The sequence below is a fragment of the Exiguobacterium sp. SH5S13 genome (genome assembly GCF_004337085.1).
Lineage (GTDB): Bacteria > Bacillota > Bacilli > Exiguobacteriales > Exiguobacteriaceae > Exiguobacterium > Exiguobacterium aurantiacum_A.
Window position 1 is genome coordinate 62,402 of sequence record NZ_SJUS01000006.1, and the last position, 17,303, is coordinate 79,704.

Below are 17,303 nucleotides of genomic sequence, written 5' to 3' on the forward strand. Positions count from 1 at the left end.
CTTTTTATCAAAAATATTCATCTTTTTTTCAAATACTTACTTTTTTTTAAAAAGCGTTATGCTACTATGAAGGTGTTGTTAGTAGAAATTAGCGCGAGAAGAAAGGAATATTTTGGATGAAAATGAAGCTATTGAAAGTTGCTCTCATCTTATCGCTGTTGTTGTTCGGTGCTCAAATCCCTGCGGTTGAGGCATCGACATTAGATGGCGAAACGACTGTCAATTTAAACGTTCGATCGAAACCAAGCACGACGGGAGCCGTCATCACGACGTTACCGAAAGGCACGAAAGTAAAGTATGGGACTTATAACCAATCATGGCATAAAGTGTATTTAAATAGTCGCACTTACTATGCTTCGGCCCCGTATATTAAACGGATCGTCTCGTCACCGACGACGATCAAGACGCAAGCAGCATCATCGACAGGCGTCACGACAGAAAACTTGAACATTCGAGTGACGTCACACCGTGATGCAAAAATCGTTACGACGCTTAAAAAAGGCACTGAAGTGAACTATGCCGTCCATAACTCATCATGGGCCAAAGTGTTCTTGAATGGAAAGACGTACTACGCGGCGAAAGCTTACCTTGCGCCAAAGTTAGTCGTTTCAGCGCCTAAAAAGCAATCGGGCTACACGAATCGCGACATTCAGCTGTTCAATCGCACGCTACAAACATCACCGGTCGCGAAAACAATCTCGGCCAAGCGCGCTGTCACGTTCAGCATCCACAACTCGAGCTGGTCGGTTATTTATGAAGGCACAAAGACCTACTACACACCGACTCGAGGAATTACAGCCGGGACACTGAAGCCGGCGACGACGACAGAGACTGGCTACGCGAACCGGGAATTAAAATTGTTCGATACGCGCAACCAAGCATCGAAAGTCGTTAAAGTACTTCCGTTGAACACGGTAGTCGCATCGAGCAAGTACAACTCGAGCTGGTCGACCGTCTATATCGGCAACGACACGTACTACACGCCGACGGCATGGATCACGCCAGGCGTTGCCCCGGTCCAACCACCGACGACGACAAAGCCAGTAGAGACGAAGATTCAAGGGTATGCCAACCGCAACATTAACTTGTTCGGTAAAACGCACCAGGGTTCATCGGTGTTGCTCGTCTTGCCGCAGTATTCGGCAGTGACATACAGCCCATATAACTCAAGCTGGTCGACCGTATTTGTCGGGGCGAAGACATATTACACAGCGACTTCATGGTTGACTGCCGGTGCGGCACCATCAGCACCTGCCGCAGCGCCACAAGGTAAAGTGTTCACGAACACGCCGGGTGACGCCTTGAACGTCCGAGCGACGGCTTCGACCAGCTCGACGGTACTCGGGAAACTTACGCACGGCACGCAAGTCGATCACTACGGTTCAGCGAACGGCTTCTATAAGATCAAGTACAACGGACGCGATGGTTTCATCTCAGCGGCCTTCACGATGGCGACGAAACCGAATGTATTGAGCGGTGCTGTCATCATTCTCGATGCCGGACACGGTGGAACCGATCCGGGTGCAGTAAGAAGTTCGCTTTATGAGAAAACGGTCGTACTCGACGTGACGAAACGTACGGAAGCGTATCTTCGTTCGAAGTATGGTTACGAAGTCCGGTTGACACGTTCGACAGACGTTTACTTGACGCTCAATCAACGTGTCCAAGCGGCTAGAAACTTACGTGGCGATCTCTTCGTCAGCCTGCATACGAACGCGGCGACGTCATCCGCGGCAAACGGAGTCGAAACGTTCTACTCGACCTCATCGGCCCATAGTGCCAAGAGTCGGGTGCTCGCAACGAACATCCAATCGAATTTGATGAGTGAAATGTCAGGGATGAGAAACCGCGGTGTCAAGACGGCGAACTACTACGTCATCACGTATAACACGATGCCGTCAGCGCTCGTTGAACTCGGGTTCATCTCGTCTCCGCAAGATATTGTCCACCTTCGCAGTGAAGCATCGCGCCAGCGCATGGCAATCGGTGTTGCTGAAGGTATTGCCCAATACGTGAGAGCGTACCATTAATTCCAACCTGCTCGCGCAGGAGTATACAGAAGGCCCCGGCTCAAAATGAGCCGGGGCCTTCCTTTTATGTAATAAGCAAGCCCTCGGCCGAATGGGCGAGGGCTTGGCTTATAAGTCGTCGAAACCGTTGGCGTCGGTCACTTTCGCGTATGAGCGTGATTTTTGTTCGAAGAAATCGGATTTCGTCGCGTTGAGCGAGTCGTCCGAATAGGCACGGATCCACGGCATGACGTCCTCGTTGAAGCCTTCATACAAATCGTTCAACCCGATGACGCGCAGGCGTTTGTTGGCAAGATATTTGATGTAATCACGCATCTCGCTGACGTCGAGGCCATCGAGATCACGGAGTACGTATTCGCACCACTCGATCTCGAGATCGACCGCTTGTCCCATCGTGTCGTAGACGAACTGGCTGAAGCTTCCGTCGGCGTCGATTTCCGGGTTCTCGGTCAAGACAGCGCGAAGCAGCTGGCTGACGAAATGCGAATGTTGCATCTCGTCCCGTTGGATATAGCTGATCATCGTCGATGTCCCGACCATCTTCTGATGACGGGCGAGGTTATAGAAGTAGGCGAATCCGGAATAGAAGTTGATGCCTTCGAGGATGACCGAGGCGACGAGAGACTTCGCGAAATTCTCCGCGGTCGGCTCGGCCCGGAAGTCTTCATACAAGTCTAAGATGAACTGATTGCGTTTCATGACCATCTCGTCATCTTTGGCGATATCGAAGATGCGGTTCTGCTCGCTGAGCGGAACGAGACTCGACAATACGTAGCTGTACGATTGATTATGGACGACTTCTTGCTGGGCGATGATGGCGAGCACCGAGTGGACCGACGAGTCGGAAGAGAACATCGCCGACTCGAGAATGTAGCGCGTCTGCACCGAGTCGAGAATCGACAACAAGCCGATGATGCGCTTGAACGCGTCTTGTTCACGCTCGGTCAGTTGCGGCCATTGTTGCATGTCTTTTGACATCGAGATCTCATCTGGGATCCAAAAGTTAGACAGTAACTGTTTATAAATCGTATAAAATTGCGGATAGGCGATATCGTTCCAGTTGACGATCGAACTCGTCTCGCCACCGATAATGGCTGTCGCCCGGTTAGGATGTTTGGGCGACAGTAGTTTGATCTTTTGAATGGTCATAGACGTGAACTCCTTCTTCGGCGTTTCGTGCCAACCGCTCGGTCCAAGCACGGACGTTGTACGGTTGGTTGCGCGGCGACTGTTCGATTTTCAACAGTTCACCGGCAAGGGGGATTCCAAATTTCGAAAGGTGGTACGCCATCTCGTCGACAGCGCGGCAGAAATGAACGAACATCTTGTCACCCGTCCCGAAGACGGCGGCTTGACGAATCGGTACCGACTGCTCTTTCAAGAGAAGCCGGAACGTATCTTTCATCTCGTCTGGCAAGACGCCATCGGCCCACGTGTACGACCCGAAATAGACGAGGTCGTACGTGGCGAGCGCCCCGGCCTCGCGATGGCCGATGCGGTCCGCTTCGTACAAGACGGCACGGTCACCCCGATTGACGTGGGTCGCCTGAATCAACTCGGCGACCTCTTCTGTATTCCCGCTCATTGAACTATAGACGATTGCGACGTTCATGGTTAGGTCCCACCTTTCGTTAAACAGATGTTACGACGAACACGATTCGCATTCATCGACTTCGACGGTCGTTGAACGCGTGTAATAGATCGATTTCATACCGAGCGACCATGCCTCGAGGTGCATCCCCAGCATTTCAGTCGCCTTCACGTCGTTCTTGACGTATAAGTTGAAACTGATCGCTTGGTCGATGTGGCGTTGGCGGGCCGCGTTTTGACGGATGCTCCAAAGTTGGTCGACTTCAAACGCTGATTTGTAGAACCAGTTCGTCTCCGAGTTGAGGTCAGGGACGGTCACTGGGATCTTATAATTTTTCTTTTCTTCCGAATATACTTTCTTATAAATCGGGTCGATCGAAGCGGTGCTACCGGCGATGATCGCTGTCGACGAGTTCGGTGCGACGGCCATCATGTAGGCGTTGCGGACACCGTTTTGGTGAACCTCGGCCGCGAGGCCGTCCCAGTCGAGCTCGTCGTGCGACCGGTAGTTGCGGCGACTGAAGTATTCGCCCGTGTGCCATTCCGAACCTTCGAACACGCCGAACGCGCCTTTTTCTTTCGCGAGTTCCATCGAAGCGTGAATCGTGAGATAGGCGATTTTTTCGTAAAGTTTCTCAGCGTACTGGACGGCGTCGACCGATTCCCAGCGGATGCCTTCGAGGGCGAGCAAATGGTGCCACCCGAACGTGCCGAGACCGACAGAACGATATTTTTGGTTCGTGATCATCGCTTGTGGCACTTCGATCGTGTTCAGGTCGATGACGTTATCGAGCATTCGCATTTGAATCGGGATGAGGCGCTCGAGCACGTCGGATTTGACGGCGCGCGCGAGTGCGATCGAGCTCAAGTTACAGACGACAAAGTCGCCCGGCGTCTTCGTGATGACGATTTTCCCGTCTTGCGTATACTCTTCGTCGATTGTCGTCGCCGACATGTTCTGAGCGATTTCTGAACAGAGGTTGGAGCTGTAAATCATACCTGCATGTTTGTTCGGGTTGGCGCGGTTGACCGCATCCCGGAAGAACATGTACGGTGTGCCCGTCTCGAGCTGTGAGCGCATGTAGCGTTTGACGAGGTCGATGGCCGGCACAGTTACACGCGTGAGCTCCGGATTATTGACACAAGCTGTATATTTCTCGGTGAACGAACCGCCGTTGTCCGTCTCGTCGTAGAAGTCTTCAAGGCTGAAGCCCATGACCGTGCGAATCTCATGCGGGTCGAACAAATGCCAATCGCCACGCGCTTCGACGGTACGCATGAACAAGTCCGGTAAACAGACGCCGGTGAACAAGTCATGAGTGCGGAGGCGCTCATCGCCGTTGTTCAACTTGGCATCGAGGAATTCAAAGATATCCTTGTGCCAGATGTCCAAGTAGACGGCGATCGAGCCTTGACGCATGCCGAGCTGGTCGACCGAGACGGCCGTGTTGTTCAACTGCTTCATCCAAGGCAACGCGCCGCTCGAGACACCTTTGAATCCTTTAATGTCACTTCCGCGTGAACGGATTTTGCCGAGGTACACCCCGATGCCACCGCCGCCTTTTGAAAGTGTGGCCACGTCCGTGTTCGAGTCGTAAATACCGCGGAGTGAATCGTCGACCGTATCGATGAAGCAAGAGCTAAGCTGCCCGTACGATTTACCAGCGTTCGAGAGCGTCGGCGTGGCGACGGTCATGTACAGGTTCGATAGCGCCCAGTAGGCTTCTTCGGCAAGTTGGACCCGCTTAGACGCGGCCTCGTTTTGCATGAGCGTCATGGCGATGACCATAAACCGCTCTTGTGGGAGCTCATATAAGTTTTTGACGTGATCGCGTCCGAGGTAACGGTCCGCCAACGTCCGTAGGCCGATGTAAGTGAAGAGACGATCGCGTGACGGGTCGATCAACGTCTCTAAATAAGCGATATCTTCTTTAGAGTATGTGTCAATTAACGCCGACGTGAAGATGCCTTTGTTCGTCAGCGTCTCGATCATCGAATAGAGTGAGCCGTAACGCATCGAAGCGTCATACCCGCGGTTGCGTGCTGCTTCAAGGTAGAGACGGTTTAAGTACATCTCGGTCGCGACGAACGTCCAGTCCGGCTCTTCAGCCTTCAACATATCGAGGGCGTGCATCGTCATCAAGTCATATACTACATCTTGTGTCAGTGATTTTGAATCGAGTGCTCGAATCAAACGTTCCTCGTAGCGTGCGACGCTGAGCTGCGGGTAACGTTGTGTTAAGGATTGGATCAATGTCGCTACGTCGGCAAGGGTTGGTGTTGCCGGCAACATCGTCTCGTGGTGGATAGGGGATGTCAAAACGATCACTCCTTCTTCGGGTGTAGAAATTATAAAGGTATAGCGGAACTTGTCCGATTCAACGTCAATGGGGATAGAACGTGATAAATATCCGTTAACTATATATTGACGTTTTATTCTCTTTTTAATCATAAATCACCCATATTTAGTTTTGCAATCATTGAAATTTATAAAACTGTGACGATGCGAATTACTTTTACTCTAAAACGGCTCTCTCAACCGTTTTGAGACGTGATATGAGACGAAAAAAAGATTTACCAACTCCCGAGGTCAAAGCTGTCCACTTTTTTTGTAAGCGTTCAATCTGGTTTGTCAATACGAAAAGAGAGGAGAACGTCTTTGATTTCATGAATCAGTAAAAAAGTTATGACCAGGAACCAATACTAGATATAGTGTTGTCTCGATTTGAAAAAGCGGGAAATCCGAGGTAAGGCTAGCGCCATCGTCAAAAGTGCGGTAGATTGAGGAAGTACGATATACTATCAAGGCTAAAAAGAAGGGTTTTAAAAATGCGTTCAGAAGATTTATTATTAGCATGGGACCCGCTCGGTTACGGGCTTGGGTCTTACGGGCCAGAGTTCGATGACATCACAGTGGCGCTCGTGCAGATCGACTCGGAAGCGGAGTTGAATGAAACGATCCGTCGCATTCTAACGGATTCGTTTGGAGAGTGCCCGTCTGAGGACGACACGCGCGCCATGGCCAGACAATTACTTACATCTTCAGAAGCTTGTCAATTATAAGGGGGAACCAACATGTTACGAATCGATCCAACACCTAATCCAAATGCAATGAAAATCACGCTTCCTGAAAACGTCTTCGGAGCTAAGAGCCAAAGCGTGAAAGCCGGCGAATCAACAGAGCAACCGCTTCTCGCGAAACTCGTCACGATCGAAGGTGTCGAGAGCGTCTTCGCTTACGGCGATTTTGTCACAGTATCAAAAGAGAACGGCGTCAGCTGGGAAGCGATCTTACCGCACGTCGAAACTGCTTACCGCGGATGAACCCGCTCGTTTCGATCGTCATTCCGGCCTACGCACGCGAGGCGGAACTGACGGAACTACTCGAGAGTTTGACGGTACAGACGTTTCAACAGTTCGAAGTGCTTGTAGTAAATAATGATGGGCCGCCAAAGCAACATCTTTTGGCGCCTTTTTTGAATCGATTGTCGGTTCGGTTGATCGAACTTGAAGAAAATCATCACGTCAAAGCGCGAAACCGAGGCGTGATGGAGGCGAGAGGCGAATACATTCTTTTATTAGATGACGATGATTTACTCATGCCGACCCATATCGAACGAGCACTCGATGATTTGACGACGGCAGACCTCGTTTTCACCGATGCGGAACTGTTTCGGTTCACATGGCAAGACGGGCGGCGGGTCGTCACGGAGTGGGAGGCGTTCGCCTACGAGCTCGACTTGGACCGGATTCGGCAAGACTCGACGTTCATCCCGTCCGGCACGCTCTACCGCAAGCGGCTTCACGACGTCATCGGCATGTTCGATGAGACGGTTTATAACTATTGGGACTGGGACTTTATTTTACGTGTGATCGAGCACGGGACGGTCGTTCATCCAGCCCGGGCGACGGTGCTCTACGCTTTTAACGGAACCGACAACTTATCGGCGAAACAAGATGAGACGCGTCGACGGTACTTTGAGCGGTTTTGTCAAAAACACGGCTTGGTGAATATGGAGATGAAGAATTTTCACATCGTCCAGTCCGAACGGCGGGACTACGTGAGACAGACAGAAAGGTCGTTCGCAGGGACGTTTCCCGGTAGAACGGAAGGAGACAACTAATATGTACACAACAAAAGAGTTAGAACTTTTGGAATTGCTTGAAGAAAAAGGATACCTCGAGACGAAGTTGCTCGCGGACTTGCTCGCGACCGATGAGGCGACCGTCGAAACGATGCTCGAGAAGTTCAAAGCGGACGGCATCTTGCTCGGTTTCCGGGCGATGATCAACTGGCAGAAGATCAACCGTCACGATGTCACGGCGTTCATCGACGTCAAAGTCACACCGAAGCGAGGTCGCGGGTTTGACGAGGTAGCCGAGCGGATTTACCGCTTCCCGGAAGTGACGGCTCTCTATTTGATGTCGGGCGCGTACGACCTGCAAGTCGTCATCCGGGCGAGTTCGCTCCAAGACGTGGCGTCGTTCGTCTCGGATAAACTGTCACCGCTTGACTCGGTCGTGTCGACGACGACCCACTTCAAGTTGAAGACGTACAAGCATGACGGTATTTTGTTCACCCCGCAAGTCGAAGACAAACGGTTGAACATCACGCCATGAAGTCGCTATCGAATCAAGTCGTCTCGATGAAGCCGTCTGGCATTCGCCGTTTCTTCGATTTGGCACAGACGATGGAAAATGTCGTCTCTCTTGGGGTGGGAGAGCCGGACTTCATCACGCCATGGAACGTCCGCGAAGCGAGCTACGCGGCACTCGAGCAAGGCTATACGGCTTATAGTGCCAACGCGGGCCTACTCGAGCTGCGTGAAGCGATTGCTCGTTACATGACCGACCGTTTTGACGTCACGTATGACCCGGCGACCGAACTGATCGTCACGACAGGGGCGTCTCAGGCGCTCGATATCGCCTTCCGTGCTTTATTGAACCCAGGTGACGAGGTTCTCGTCGTCGAGCCAGCTTTCGTCTCCTACGGGCCGCTCATTGAATTAGCCGGTGGGACCGTCGTCCCGGTCGCTTGTCGTCCGGAATCCGGGTTCCGCTTGAATCGGGACGACGTCGCAGCAGCGATCACGGAACGGACAAAAGCGATTTTGCTCTGCTTCCCGTCGAACCCGACCGGCGCGACGATGACGGGCGACGAACTTGCCGAAATCGCGGAACTCGCTACGAAACATGATTTGTGGGTTGTGAGCGATGAGATCTACGCAGAGCTGTCTTACGATGCCCCGTTCACGAGCTTTGCGACGCTCCACGACATGCGCGAGCGGACGATCGTCATCAACGGTTTCTCAAAAGCGTTCGCGATGACCGGATGGCGCCTCGGCTTCACGTGTGCACCGGAAGTCGTGACCCGGGAAATGCTTAAAGTGCATCAGTACGGCATGATGTGTGCGCCGACGCTCGTCCAATTTGGAGGGCTAGAGGCGTTGCGCAGCCGTGACCAACACGTCCCGAAGATGGTGAAGAGTTATCGCCAGCGTCGTAACTATTTTATCCAGGCGTTAAACGACGCAGGTCTCCCGACCCACGTCCCGGGTGGTGCGTTCTATGCATTCCCATCCATCCGCCATACCGGGCTTTCGAGCGAAGAGTTCGCCGAACGGTTGCTGCTTGAAGAGCGAGTGGCGGTCGTTCCGGGCAATGCGTTCGGAGCGAGCGGGGAAGGCTTTGTCCGTGCGAGTTATGCGACGTCGATCGAGCAACTTCAAGAAGCGATCCGCCGTATCGATCGGTTCATGAAACAGTTTGAACTGGCAACATCAACGACAGACTCTCAGCGATGAGGGTCTGTTGACGTTTTGACGATAAGGTTAACGGTGATCGCGCCTCGCCACGACCGAATATCGACCGATTATTCTAAAATGGGTTGAACGATGTAACATAAAATGGGAAGATAAACGAAAGTGGCGTGTGAATATAGATTATGGGGTCGAGATTGAGGGCGGATTAGAAGGTAAATGAGTGAGGCACCCGAACCTTGAACATTCGTACGAACCGACCGCGACGGACTTGGGGATATCGGTCGGTCGATTCGCGATGAGTTTGGACGAGATGGCTAGTGGGGATGTCTATGACATCGGCTAGCAGCGGACGTTTGCGACATCTTAAAACAAAAAAAGGGCTAGGCGTTAGCCTAGCGGAATCAGGGGGGAATACTTGAAGTCTTGCTTGATTTGTATTTACCCTGAGGTGCGACTTTGAAACGTCAAAATAATCCTAAATAATCTTTTTTACTATTTTCTACACTTTATCGAAAAAAGTATGTTATAGTAAGTTGATGAATTTAGCATAGGAGTGTTTGTAATGGCAAAATACGAAAAAGATCAAGTTTTAAAAGGTAAAGTAACAGGAATTCAACCTTTCGGTGCGTTCGTCGCACTCGACGACGAGACACAAGGTCTTGTCCACATCTCTGAAATCTCACATGACTACGTGAAAGACGTGAACGAGTACGTTCAAGTCGGCCAAGAAGTTGAAGTGAAAATTCTTGATGTTGATGAAGCATCTAAGAAAATCAAGCTTTCAATGAAAGCGACACAAGAAGCACCAAAACGCGAGAAGTCGGCTAAGCCAGCTCGTCGTGGCGCACCACGCCGCAACGAAGCTTCAAACTTCAAGCAAGAAGAAGCGCCAGGCTTCACAGTCCTCAAGGACAAGCTCGAAGACTGGATCAAAAACACGAACTTCAAAAAGTAAGTGATGAAAGGCGGCCTATTCCAAATAGGTCGCCTTTTTTTTGTGCAGGAAATTGAATAGACGTTCCCGAAAGAGAATTAGAGAAAGGAGTGGTCTACATGAAGATTGGAATCATCGGGACAGGGGGCATCGCCACAAACGCACACATCCCGCATTACATCGCGGCCGGGGCGGACGTCGTCGCGGTCATGAACCGGACACGGGAGCGCGGGGAGGCGGTTGCCCGTCAGTTCGGGGTTGAACGGGTTTATGACACGGTAGCAGACATGCTCGATAGCGAGCAACTTGATGCGGTCAGCGTCTGCACACCGAACGCCCTGCATAAAGACCATGTCATCCAGGCGCTCGATGCCGGTTGTCACGTCCTTTGCGAGAAACCGCCGGCCATTTCGGAGCGTGAGGCGGACGAGATGTTACAAGCGGCCAAACGGGCCGGCCGGACGCTCCACTACGGCTTCCATTTCCGGCATCGGACGGACACGCAACTGCTGAAACGCTTGATTGACTCAAATGAACTCGGTCACATCTATGCGGCGACCGCGCTCGCCCTAAGGCGCCGTGGCATCCCAGGTTGGGGCGTGTTCACGGACAAGGAGCTCCAAGGAGGCGGGGCGCTGCTTGATATCGGCGTCCATATGCTCGACCTCGCCCTCTATTTGATGGATTATCCGAAACCGGTCGACGTGATCGGTCATGTCGGACAGTATCTTGGGACGCGTCCGGGTGTCGGGCTGATGGGGGACTGGGACGCCGACAACTTCTCGGTTGAAGACACGGCCCGGGCGATGATCACGTTCGAGAACGGGGCCTCTCTCTTTTTAGATGCGAGCTTCATGGCGAACATCGGGCCGAAGGATACGATGAACGTGGAACTGAGAGGGACAATCGGCGGGGCATCGTTGTTCCCGCTCACGATCCACACGGAAGAACATGGCGCTCTGTTTGACAAGACGCCGGCTCATTTGACGTTACAAGACCCGTACGCGACACAGATTCGCTCCTTCCTTGAGGCGTGTCGGCATGAGCCGTCATACGAGCAGGCCGAACAGGCGGTCCTGCTTCATCAAATCATCGACCGCATATACAGTCAGGGCTAATCACTTTTCAATCCAGAAAAACAGGGTATATAGTGTAGGTGTTACATATTTTTGAAGGAGGATGACTTATGCACAACTTTGAATACAAAAACCCAACGAAATTGATCTTCGGGACGCATCAGATCGAGAAGCTCACAGGGGAGCTCAAAGCGCTTGACGCGAAGAAAGTGATGCTCGTCTATGGAGGCGGGAGCATCAAGAAGAACGGGACGTATGAGGAAGTCGTTGCTGAATTAAACAAAGCGGACATCGAGTTCGTCGACTTCTCAGGTGTCGAACCGAACCCGCGGATTGAAACGGTGAGACGTGCGGTCACGAAAGCGCGCGAAGAAGGCATCGACGCCTTGCTCGCGGTCGGCGGCGGTTCAGTCATCGATTGCACGAAATTGATCTCGGCAGCGATCCCGTATGACGGCGACGCATGGGACATCGTCCTCCGTGACCATATCCCGACTGAAGCGGTACCGTTCGGGACGGTGCTCACGCTCGCGGCGACAGGTTCTGAGATGAACTCCGGTTCGGTCATCACGAACTGGGAGACGCAAGAGAAATATGGTTGGGGCCACCCGCTCGTCTATCCGACGTTCTCGATCCTCGACCCGCGCTATACTGTGTCGGTGCCGAAAGACCAAACGATCTATGGCATCGTCGACATGATGAGCCATTGTTTCGAGCAGTACTTCCACCCGAACCACGCTCCGGTCCAAGAGCGGATGACCGAAGGCGTCTTGAAAGCGGTCGTCGAGTCGGCACCGAAGCTCGTCGACGACTTAGAGAACGTCGACTTACGTGCCATCATCTTGTTCGCAGGCACGATCGCCTTGAACGGGGTCTTGCAGATGGGCGCTTCTGGCGACTGGGCGTCGCACAACATCGAGCACGCCGTTTCGGCTGTCCATGACATCCCGCACGCCGGCGGCCTCGCCATCCTCTTCCCACGCTGGATGGAGCACGTCCTTGAAGAAGACAACGCGGCACGGTTCGCACGACTCGGGACAGAAGTATTCGACGTCGAACCGGGTGCGACCGACGTCGAGACGGCGAAACGCACGATCACAGCGGTCCGTGCCTTCTTCGACCAACTTGGTGCGCCAAGTTCGCTCCGCGACTATGAGATCGACGAATCGACGTTCGAGGCGATCCTTGATTCAGCGATGAAACGTGGAGCGTTCGGACGTTTCCGTACACTCGAACGCGAAGACGTGGCTACGATTCTCGAGCTGAGCAAATAAGGCGATTTGATGCCTATTTTGCAATAATGATTGAACGAATCCGTCGTTTCCGTTTATGATGGGTCATGTATGGCTCTTAGATGAGCGATTTAAAGGAGGAAATGCCATGTCAACAGTACGTTTCGATTATTCTAACGCCCTGTCTTTCGTCGGGGAACACGAAGTCGATCAAATGCAAGAAACGGTGAAAGCACTCCATTCGGTCATCCACGACCGGAGCGGTGCCGGCAGCGATTTTCTAGGCTGGGTCGACCTTCCAACGAATTTTGATACGGATGAGTTCGCACGTATCAAAGCGGCCGCTGAACGAATCCGCGACAACTCAGACGTCCTCGTCGTCGTCGGAATCGGTGGGTCGTATCTCGGCGCTCGTGCAGCCATCGAGATGCTGCAACATTCATTCTTCAACGTGTTGTCAAAAGAGGAGCGTAACGCCCCGCAAGTCTTCTTCGCGGGCCACAACATCTCGTCAACGTACATGACGGAGTTGCTTCAAGTACTCGAAGGCAAAGAAGTCTCAGTCAACGTCATCTCAAAATCGGGAACGACGACAGAGCCGGCAATTGCTTTCCGTGTCCTCAAGCAGTTCATGGAAGAGAAGTACGGCCAAGACGGCGCACGCGAGCGCATTTATGCGACGACAGACCGTGCCCGTGGCGCTTTGAAGACGCTCGCTGATGCAGAAGGTTACGAGACGTTCGTCATTCCGGACGATGTCGGTGGACGGTTCTCTGTCCTCACACCAGTCGGTTTGCTTCCAATCGCGGCGGCAGGCATCGATATCGATGCCCTCATGGAAGGTGCGCGTGACGCGGAAAATGCCTACAGTTCACCTGAACTTTCAGAGAACGAGGCGTACCAGTACGCGGTCGTCCGTAACGCCATGTATGCGAAAGGTAAATCAATCGAACTTCTCGTCAACTACGAACCGGCACTCCACTATGTATCAGAGTGGTGGAAACAGCTTTACGGCGAGTCAGAAGGCAAAGACAACAAAGGGATCTTCCCGGCGGCAGTTGACTTCTCGACTGACCTCCACTCGATGGGACAATACATCCAAGAAGGTCGCCGCGACTTGTTCGAGACGGTCATCCGTGTCACGAACGTCCGTCACGCGTTGAACGTCCCTGAAGACGCACAAGACCTCGACGGCTTGAACTTCCTTGCCGGTGAGACGATCCAATTCGTCAACGACAAGGCGGCAGAAGGAACGCTCCTCGCCCACACGGACGGAAACGTGCCGAACCTCGTCGTCGAATTGCCAGAGATGACGCCATATCATCTCGGCTACTTGTTCTACTTCTTCGAGAAGGCGTGCGCGATGAGCGGCTACATTCTCGGAGTCAACCCGTTCAACCAGCCAGGTGTTGAAGCATATAAAGCGAACATGTTCGCGTTGCTTGGAAAACCAGGTTACGAGGAACAAAAAGCTGAGCTTGAAAAGCGCTTAAACCAATGATTTATTGTAGGTCCGCCTCGGCGGGCCTATTTTTTTGTTTGAAACTAGGGTGAGACAAGGTAAAGTGAGAGTAGACACGGGAAAGAAAGGGATGGACTATGTTGACATTCACGGACTACTATCACAATAAAGTCGAGTTGAGCTTCGAGCACTATCCATTTTCGGATACGCCGCTTCACGTCTGGGTCGTCGCCCGCTATGCGGACAAATGGGTGCTCACGAAGCATAAGCAGCGCGGACTCGAATTTCCGGGAGGGAAAGTCGAACCCGGAGAACACGAAGACGACGCGGCGATTCGGGAAGTGTACGAGGAGACGGGAGGTGTCGTCAAGACGCTCCATTATTTAGGGCAGTACCGGGTGCTCGGGCGTGGTGACACCGTCATCAAAAATATTTATTTTGCGGAAATCGAACGGTTCGAGGATCATCCGGCCGTCGATGAGACCGACGGGGCCGTCTTGTTGGACACGTTACCGACGAACCTGCTCCGTAACGGCCGCTACAGTTTCATGATGAAAGATAAAGTGTTGCCCGAAACGATGAAAGTACTCCATGACAAAAAGTTGGTTTGATCGAGTCGACGTCCTGCCTCCTTATGCGGGATACCCCGTTCATCGAGGTTGGTACGAGACGAGTGACGGGGAAGAAGTCGTCGCCTACACGATCACGCCAAAACGCCCGAACGGCCAGGTGCTGTTTTATTTACGAGGCGGCACCGGGAGGATTGGTGACGTCCGGTTGCCTCGGCTAATGCAATTCGCGGCGAAAGGGTTCCATGTCGTGGCGCCGGTCTATCGCGGGAACCACGGGGGAACCGGAAAAGAGGATTTCGGAGGCGCCGACTTAGAGGACGTCGTGTCTCTGTATGACCGCGTTAGCCGGACGCACGAGACGATCCACGCCCTCGGCTTTTCCCGGGGCGGCATGATGGCGTTGTCGCTCGCATCAAAACGTCCCGTCACGTCGGTCACGTCGTGGGCGGGTGTGACGAATTTGGAATGGACGTATGAAGAACAGCGTTCGATGCGGAAGATGTTGCGCCGGATGACCGGGGGAGACCCGGCGGCGGTCCATGAGGCGTATGTCGAACGGTCTCCGCTCTTCAAAGACTGGCAGGCGCCGACGCTACTCATTCATGGGACGGACGACGAGCAAGTCCGGCTTCGTCATGCGACCGCCCTCGCCGACAAGATCGGTTCGCAAGCAGAGCTTTGGATCTTGCCGTTCGCCCATCAGCTCCCGTTCTGGGAAAAATGGAAGACGACGGACCGAGCGATGGATTGGATGTTGGCGATTGCAAGAAAAAATGACTAGTACCCGAGCGGGGTACTAGTCATTTTGAGTTAGAAGACGATTGGGCCGGCCGCGATGACCTTCTCACTCGCTTTCGTGAATCGTTTAAAGTTTTGTTGGAACTTCAAGGCGAGCGCTCGCGCTTCGACATCGTAATGAGCCGTATCTTTCCAAGTGTCACGTGGGTTGAGCACGTCTTGTGGGACGCCGTCGATATGGACTGGGATGTCGACGTTGAAGATGTCGTGCTTCACAGTGTCGACGTCACGCAATTGACCGTTGATCGCGGCGTTCACCATGGTCCGTGTGTAGCTGAGCTTCATACGCGACCCTTCACCGTAAGCCCCGCCGGTCCAACCCGTGTTGACGAGGTAGACGTCGACGTTATGCTGTTCGATCAACTTGCCGAGCATGTCGGCGTATCGTTCCGGGGCGAGCGGCAAGAACGGTGAGCCGAAGCAAGTCGAGAACGTTGCTTGTGGCTCGGTCACGCCGCGCTCCGTCCCGGCTAGTTTTGATGTGTAGCCAGATAGGAAGTGATACATCGCCTGCTCTTTCGTCAACTTGCTGATCGGCGGGAGCACCCCGTAAGCATCGGCCGTCAAGAAGACGATCGTGTTCGGGTGACCGGCCCGTGAAGGGAGCATCGCGTTATCGATGTATTGAATCGGATAAGCTGCTCGCGTATTTTCGGTGAGCGAGATGTTTTTGTAGTCGGGTGAGCGGTCTTCGTTCAAGATGACGTTTTCGATCAACGATCCGAAACGGATGGCGTCATAAATTTGAGGTTCGTTCTCACGCGACAAGTTGATCGTCTTGGCGTAGCAACCGCCTTCGATGTTGAAGATGCCGTCTGGTGACCAACCGTGCTCATCGTCACCGATGAGATGCCGTTCCATATCGGCCGATAGCGTCGTCTTTCCCGTGCCCGATAGTCCGAAGAAGAGCGCCGTCTCCCCGGCGTCCGAGACGTTGGCCGAGCAATGCATCGACAAGACGTGCTGTTCAGGTAATAGGAAGTTCATGACCGAGAAAATCGATTTTTTAATTTCGCCGCCGTATTCTGTTCCCCCGATCAGAATGGTACGTTTGGCGAACGAGACGAGGATAAATGTTTCTGAGTGCGTCCCGTCAACTGTTGGGTCGGCCTTGTAGCTCGGTGCATAAATGACCGTGAACGGGTCAAACGCAGCTCTCGTCGGCCACTCTCGCAAGAACAACTGCTTCGCGAACAAGCTGTGCCACGCGTACTCGGTGATGGCGCGTACAGGTAGCGTGTAGTGCTCGTCAGCTCCAGCCGAAGCTTCGAGATAATACAGCTTCTGTTTCGTCTCGAGATGGGTGAGGACTTTGTCGAGAAGAGCGGTGAACTTTTCTTCTGCGATCGGCTGATTGATCGGCCCCCAGTCCACTAACGAGTTGCTGACTTCATCTTGGACGACGAATTTGTCTTTCGGTGACCGTCCTGTGAATTTCCCTGTACTGACCGATAAAGCCCCGTCTTTCGTCAGTACGCCTTCACCGTTACGAATGGCTTCTTCCACCAGTTCTGGAACCGTTAAGTTCCGTAATACATCGGCACCCTTAATTAATTCTTCGATTTTCAGGAGCGTAGTCGCCATCCTGAATCCCACCTTTCCCCTAAATAGATGTGGATGAAATCCGCATACTTCCGCGTTTAATTAGTATGACATTTTCATTATATGTGACACACTAATCGAAAACAAGCATTTCTTTACCCTTTAAAGTAAGCGCTTTCTTACAAAGACATTCTAACATATTCTGTATAAGCGGGGAGTGAAAAAACGGAAACCGTCAAAAAAATGTTTGATATTTCACAAACATAAATGATTTCCGTGATTACGAAGAAATTTACAAATTAAGC

General features: G+C 52.6%; 17 protein-coding genes. 13 read left to right on the top strand and 4 right to left on the bottom strand.

Annotation, left to right across the window (positions count from 1 at the left end; genetic code table 11):
• Window positions 1–116: 116 nt before the first annotated feature.
• A complete protein-coding gene (locus EVJ30_RS05295; RefSeq protein ID WP_131468304.1) occupies window positions 117–2,030 on the top strand; it encodes an N-acetylmuramoyl-L-alanine amidase in 1,914 nt (637 codons plus the stop codon).
• 108 nt (window positions 2,031–2,138) lie between these two features.
• Here EVJ30_RS05295 and EVJ30_RS05300 read toward each other — a convergent pair whose 3' ends face one another.
• Genes EVJ30_RS05300 through EVJ30_RS05310 form a run of 3 tightly spaced genes read right to left on the bottom strand, consistent with a single transcriptional unit; the run spans window position 2,139 to window position 5,940 of the window.
• Window positions 2,139–3,179, bottom strand: a complete 1,041-nt coding sequence (locus EVJ30_RS05300; protein WP_131468306.1) for a ribonucleotide-diphosphate reductase subunit beta — start codon at window positions 3,177–3,179, stop codon at window positions 2,139–2,141.
• Window positions 3,136–3,642 carry a flavodoxin domain-containing protein gene (locus tag EVJ30_RS05305; RefSeq protein ID WP_131468308.1) on the bottom strand — a complete coding sequence of 169 codons (507 nt, stop codon included), beginning with the start codon at window positions 3,640–3,642 and terminating at the stop codon, window positions 3,136–3,138. Before EVJ30_RS05305 ends, EVJ30_RS05300 begins: the two co-directional genes overlap by 44 nt.
• Before the next feature lie 30 nt (window positions 3,643–3,672).
• Complete coding sequence (locus EVJ30_RS05310; RefSeq protein ID WP_255417720.1) at window positions 3,673–5,940, bottom strand: ribonucleoside-diphosphate reductase subunit alpha; 2,268 nt, start codon at window positions 5,938–5,940, stop codon at window positions 3,673–3,675.
• Between the two features lie 509 nt (window positions 5,941–6,449).
• Here EVJ30_RS05310 and EVJ30_RS05315 point away from each other — a divergent pair.
• From EVJ30_RS05315 to EVJ30_RS05365, 12 genes are all read left to right on the top strand, one after another.
• Window positions 6,450–6,683: a DUF1871 family protein gene (locus EVJ30_RS05315; protein ID WP_016509787.1), complete on the top strand. Its 234-nt coding sequence runs from the start codon at window positions 6,450–6,452 to the stop codon at window positions 6,681–6,683.
• Between the two features lie 12 nt (window positions 6,684–6,695).
• A complete protein-coding gene (locus EVJ30_RS05320) occupies window positions 6,696–6,944 on the top strand; it encodes a NifU N-terminal domain-containing protein (RefSeq protein ID WP_070328777.1) in 249 nt (82 codons plus the stop codon).
• Window positions 6,941–7,744: a glycosyltransferase family 2 protein gene (locus EVJ30_RS05325; protein ID WP_131455966.1), complete on the top strand. Its 804-nt coding sequence runs from the start codon at window positions 6,941–6,943 to the stop codon at window positions 7,742–7,744. The genes EVJ30_RS05320 and EVJ30_RS05325 overlap by 4 nt, the downstream gene beginning before the upstream one ends.
• A gap of 1 nt (window position 7,745) precedes the next feature.
• A complete protein-coding gene (locus EVJ30_RS05330) occupies window positions 7,746–8,240 on the top strand; it encodes an Lrp/AsnC family transcriptional regulator (RefSeq protein ID WP_131455968.1) in 495 nt (164 codons plus the stop codon).
• Window positions 8,237–9,424 carry an aminotransferase gene (locus tag EVJ30_RS05335; protein ID WP_131455970.1) on the top strand — a complete coding sequence of 396 codons (1,188 nt, stop codon included), beginning with the start codon at window positions 8,237–8,239 and terminating at the stop codon, window positions 9,422–9,424. The genes EVJ30_RS05330 and EVJ30_RS05335 overlap by 4 nt, the downstream gene beginning before the upstream one ends.
• Window positions 9,425–9,602: 178 nt before the next feature.
• On the top strand, window positions 9,603–9,725 hold the full coding sequence (locus EVJ30_RS15400; RefSeq protein WP_255417545.1) for a hypothetical protein: 123 nt from the start codon (window positions 9,603–9,605) through the stop codon (window positions 9,723–9,725).
• A gap of 219 nt (window positions 9,726–9,944) precedes the next feature.
• Complete coding sequence (yugI, locus tag EVJ30_RS05340) at window positions 9,945–10,337, top strand: S1 domain-containing post-transcriptional regulator GSP13 (RefSeq protein ID WP_016509788.1); 393 nt, start codon at window positions 9,945–9,947, stop codon at window positions 10,335–10,337.
• A gap of 98 nt (window positions 10,338–10,435) precedes the next feature.
• Window positions 10,436–11,434 carry a Gfo/Idh/MocA family protein gene (locus EVJ30_RS05345; protein ID WP_201738326.1) on the top strand — a complete coding sequence of 333 codons (999 nt, stop codon included), beginning with the start codon at window positions 10,436–10,438 and terminating at the stop codon, window positions 11,432–11,434.
• Between the two features lie 68 nt (window positions 11,435–11,502).
• A complete protein-coding gene (locus EVJ30_RS05350; RefSeq protein WP_131468310.1) occupies window positions 11,503–12,666 on the top strand; it encodes an iron-containing alcohol dehydrogenase in 1,164 nt (387 codons plus the stop codon).
• A 106-nt stretch (window positions 12,667–12,772) separates the two neighbouring features.
• Window positions 12,773–14,125 (top strand): glucose-6-phosphate isomerase, encoded by a 1,353-nt coding sequence (locus EVJ30_RS05355; protein ID WP_071397875.1) that lies wholly within the window; start codon window positions 12,773–12,775, stop codon window positions 14,123–14,125.
• A 98-nt stretch (window positions 14,126–14,223) separates the two neighbouring features.
• The gene (gene ytkD / locus EVJ30_RS05360) at window positions 14,224–14,697 is read left to right on the top strand and encodes an RNA deprotection pyrophosphohydrolase (RefSeq protein WP_070328784.1); all 474 of its coding nucleotides are present in this window, start codon (window positions 14,224–14,226) and stop codon (window positions 14,695–14,697) included.
• Window positions 14,678–15,439 (top strand): alpha/beta hydrolase family protein, encoded by a 762-nt coding sequence (locus EVJ30_RS05365; protein WP_131468312.1) that lies wholly within the window; start codon window positions 14,678–14,680, stop codon window positions 15,437–15,439. The genes ytkD and EVJ30_RS05365 overlap by 20 nt, the downstream gene beginning before the upstream one ends.
• Before the next feature lie 29 nt (window positions 15,440–15,468).
• On the opposite strand, the gene pckA is transcribed toward EVJ30_RS05365, so the two are convergent.
• Window positions 15,469–17,040, bottom strand: a complete 1,572-nt coding sequence (pckA, locus tag EVJ30_RS05370) for a phosphoenolpyruvate carboxykinase (ATP) (protein WP_131468314.1) — start codon at window positions 17,038–17,040, stop codon at window positions 15,469–15,471.
• Window positions 17,041–17,303: the final 263 nt, after the last annotated feature.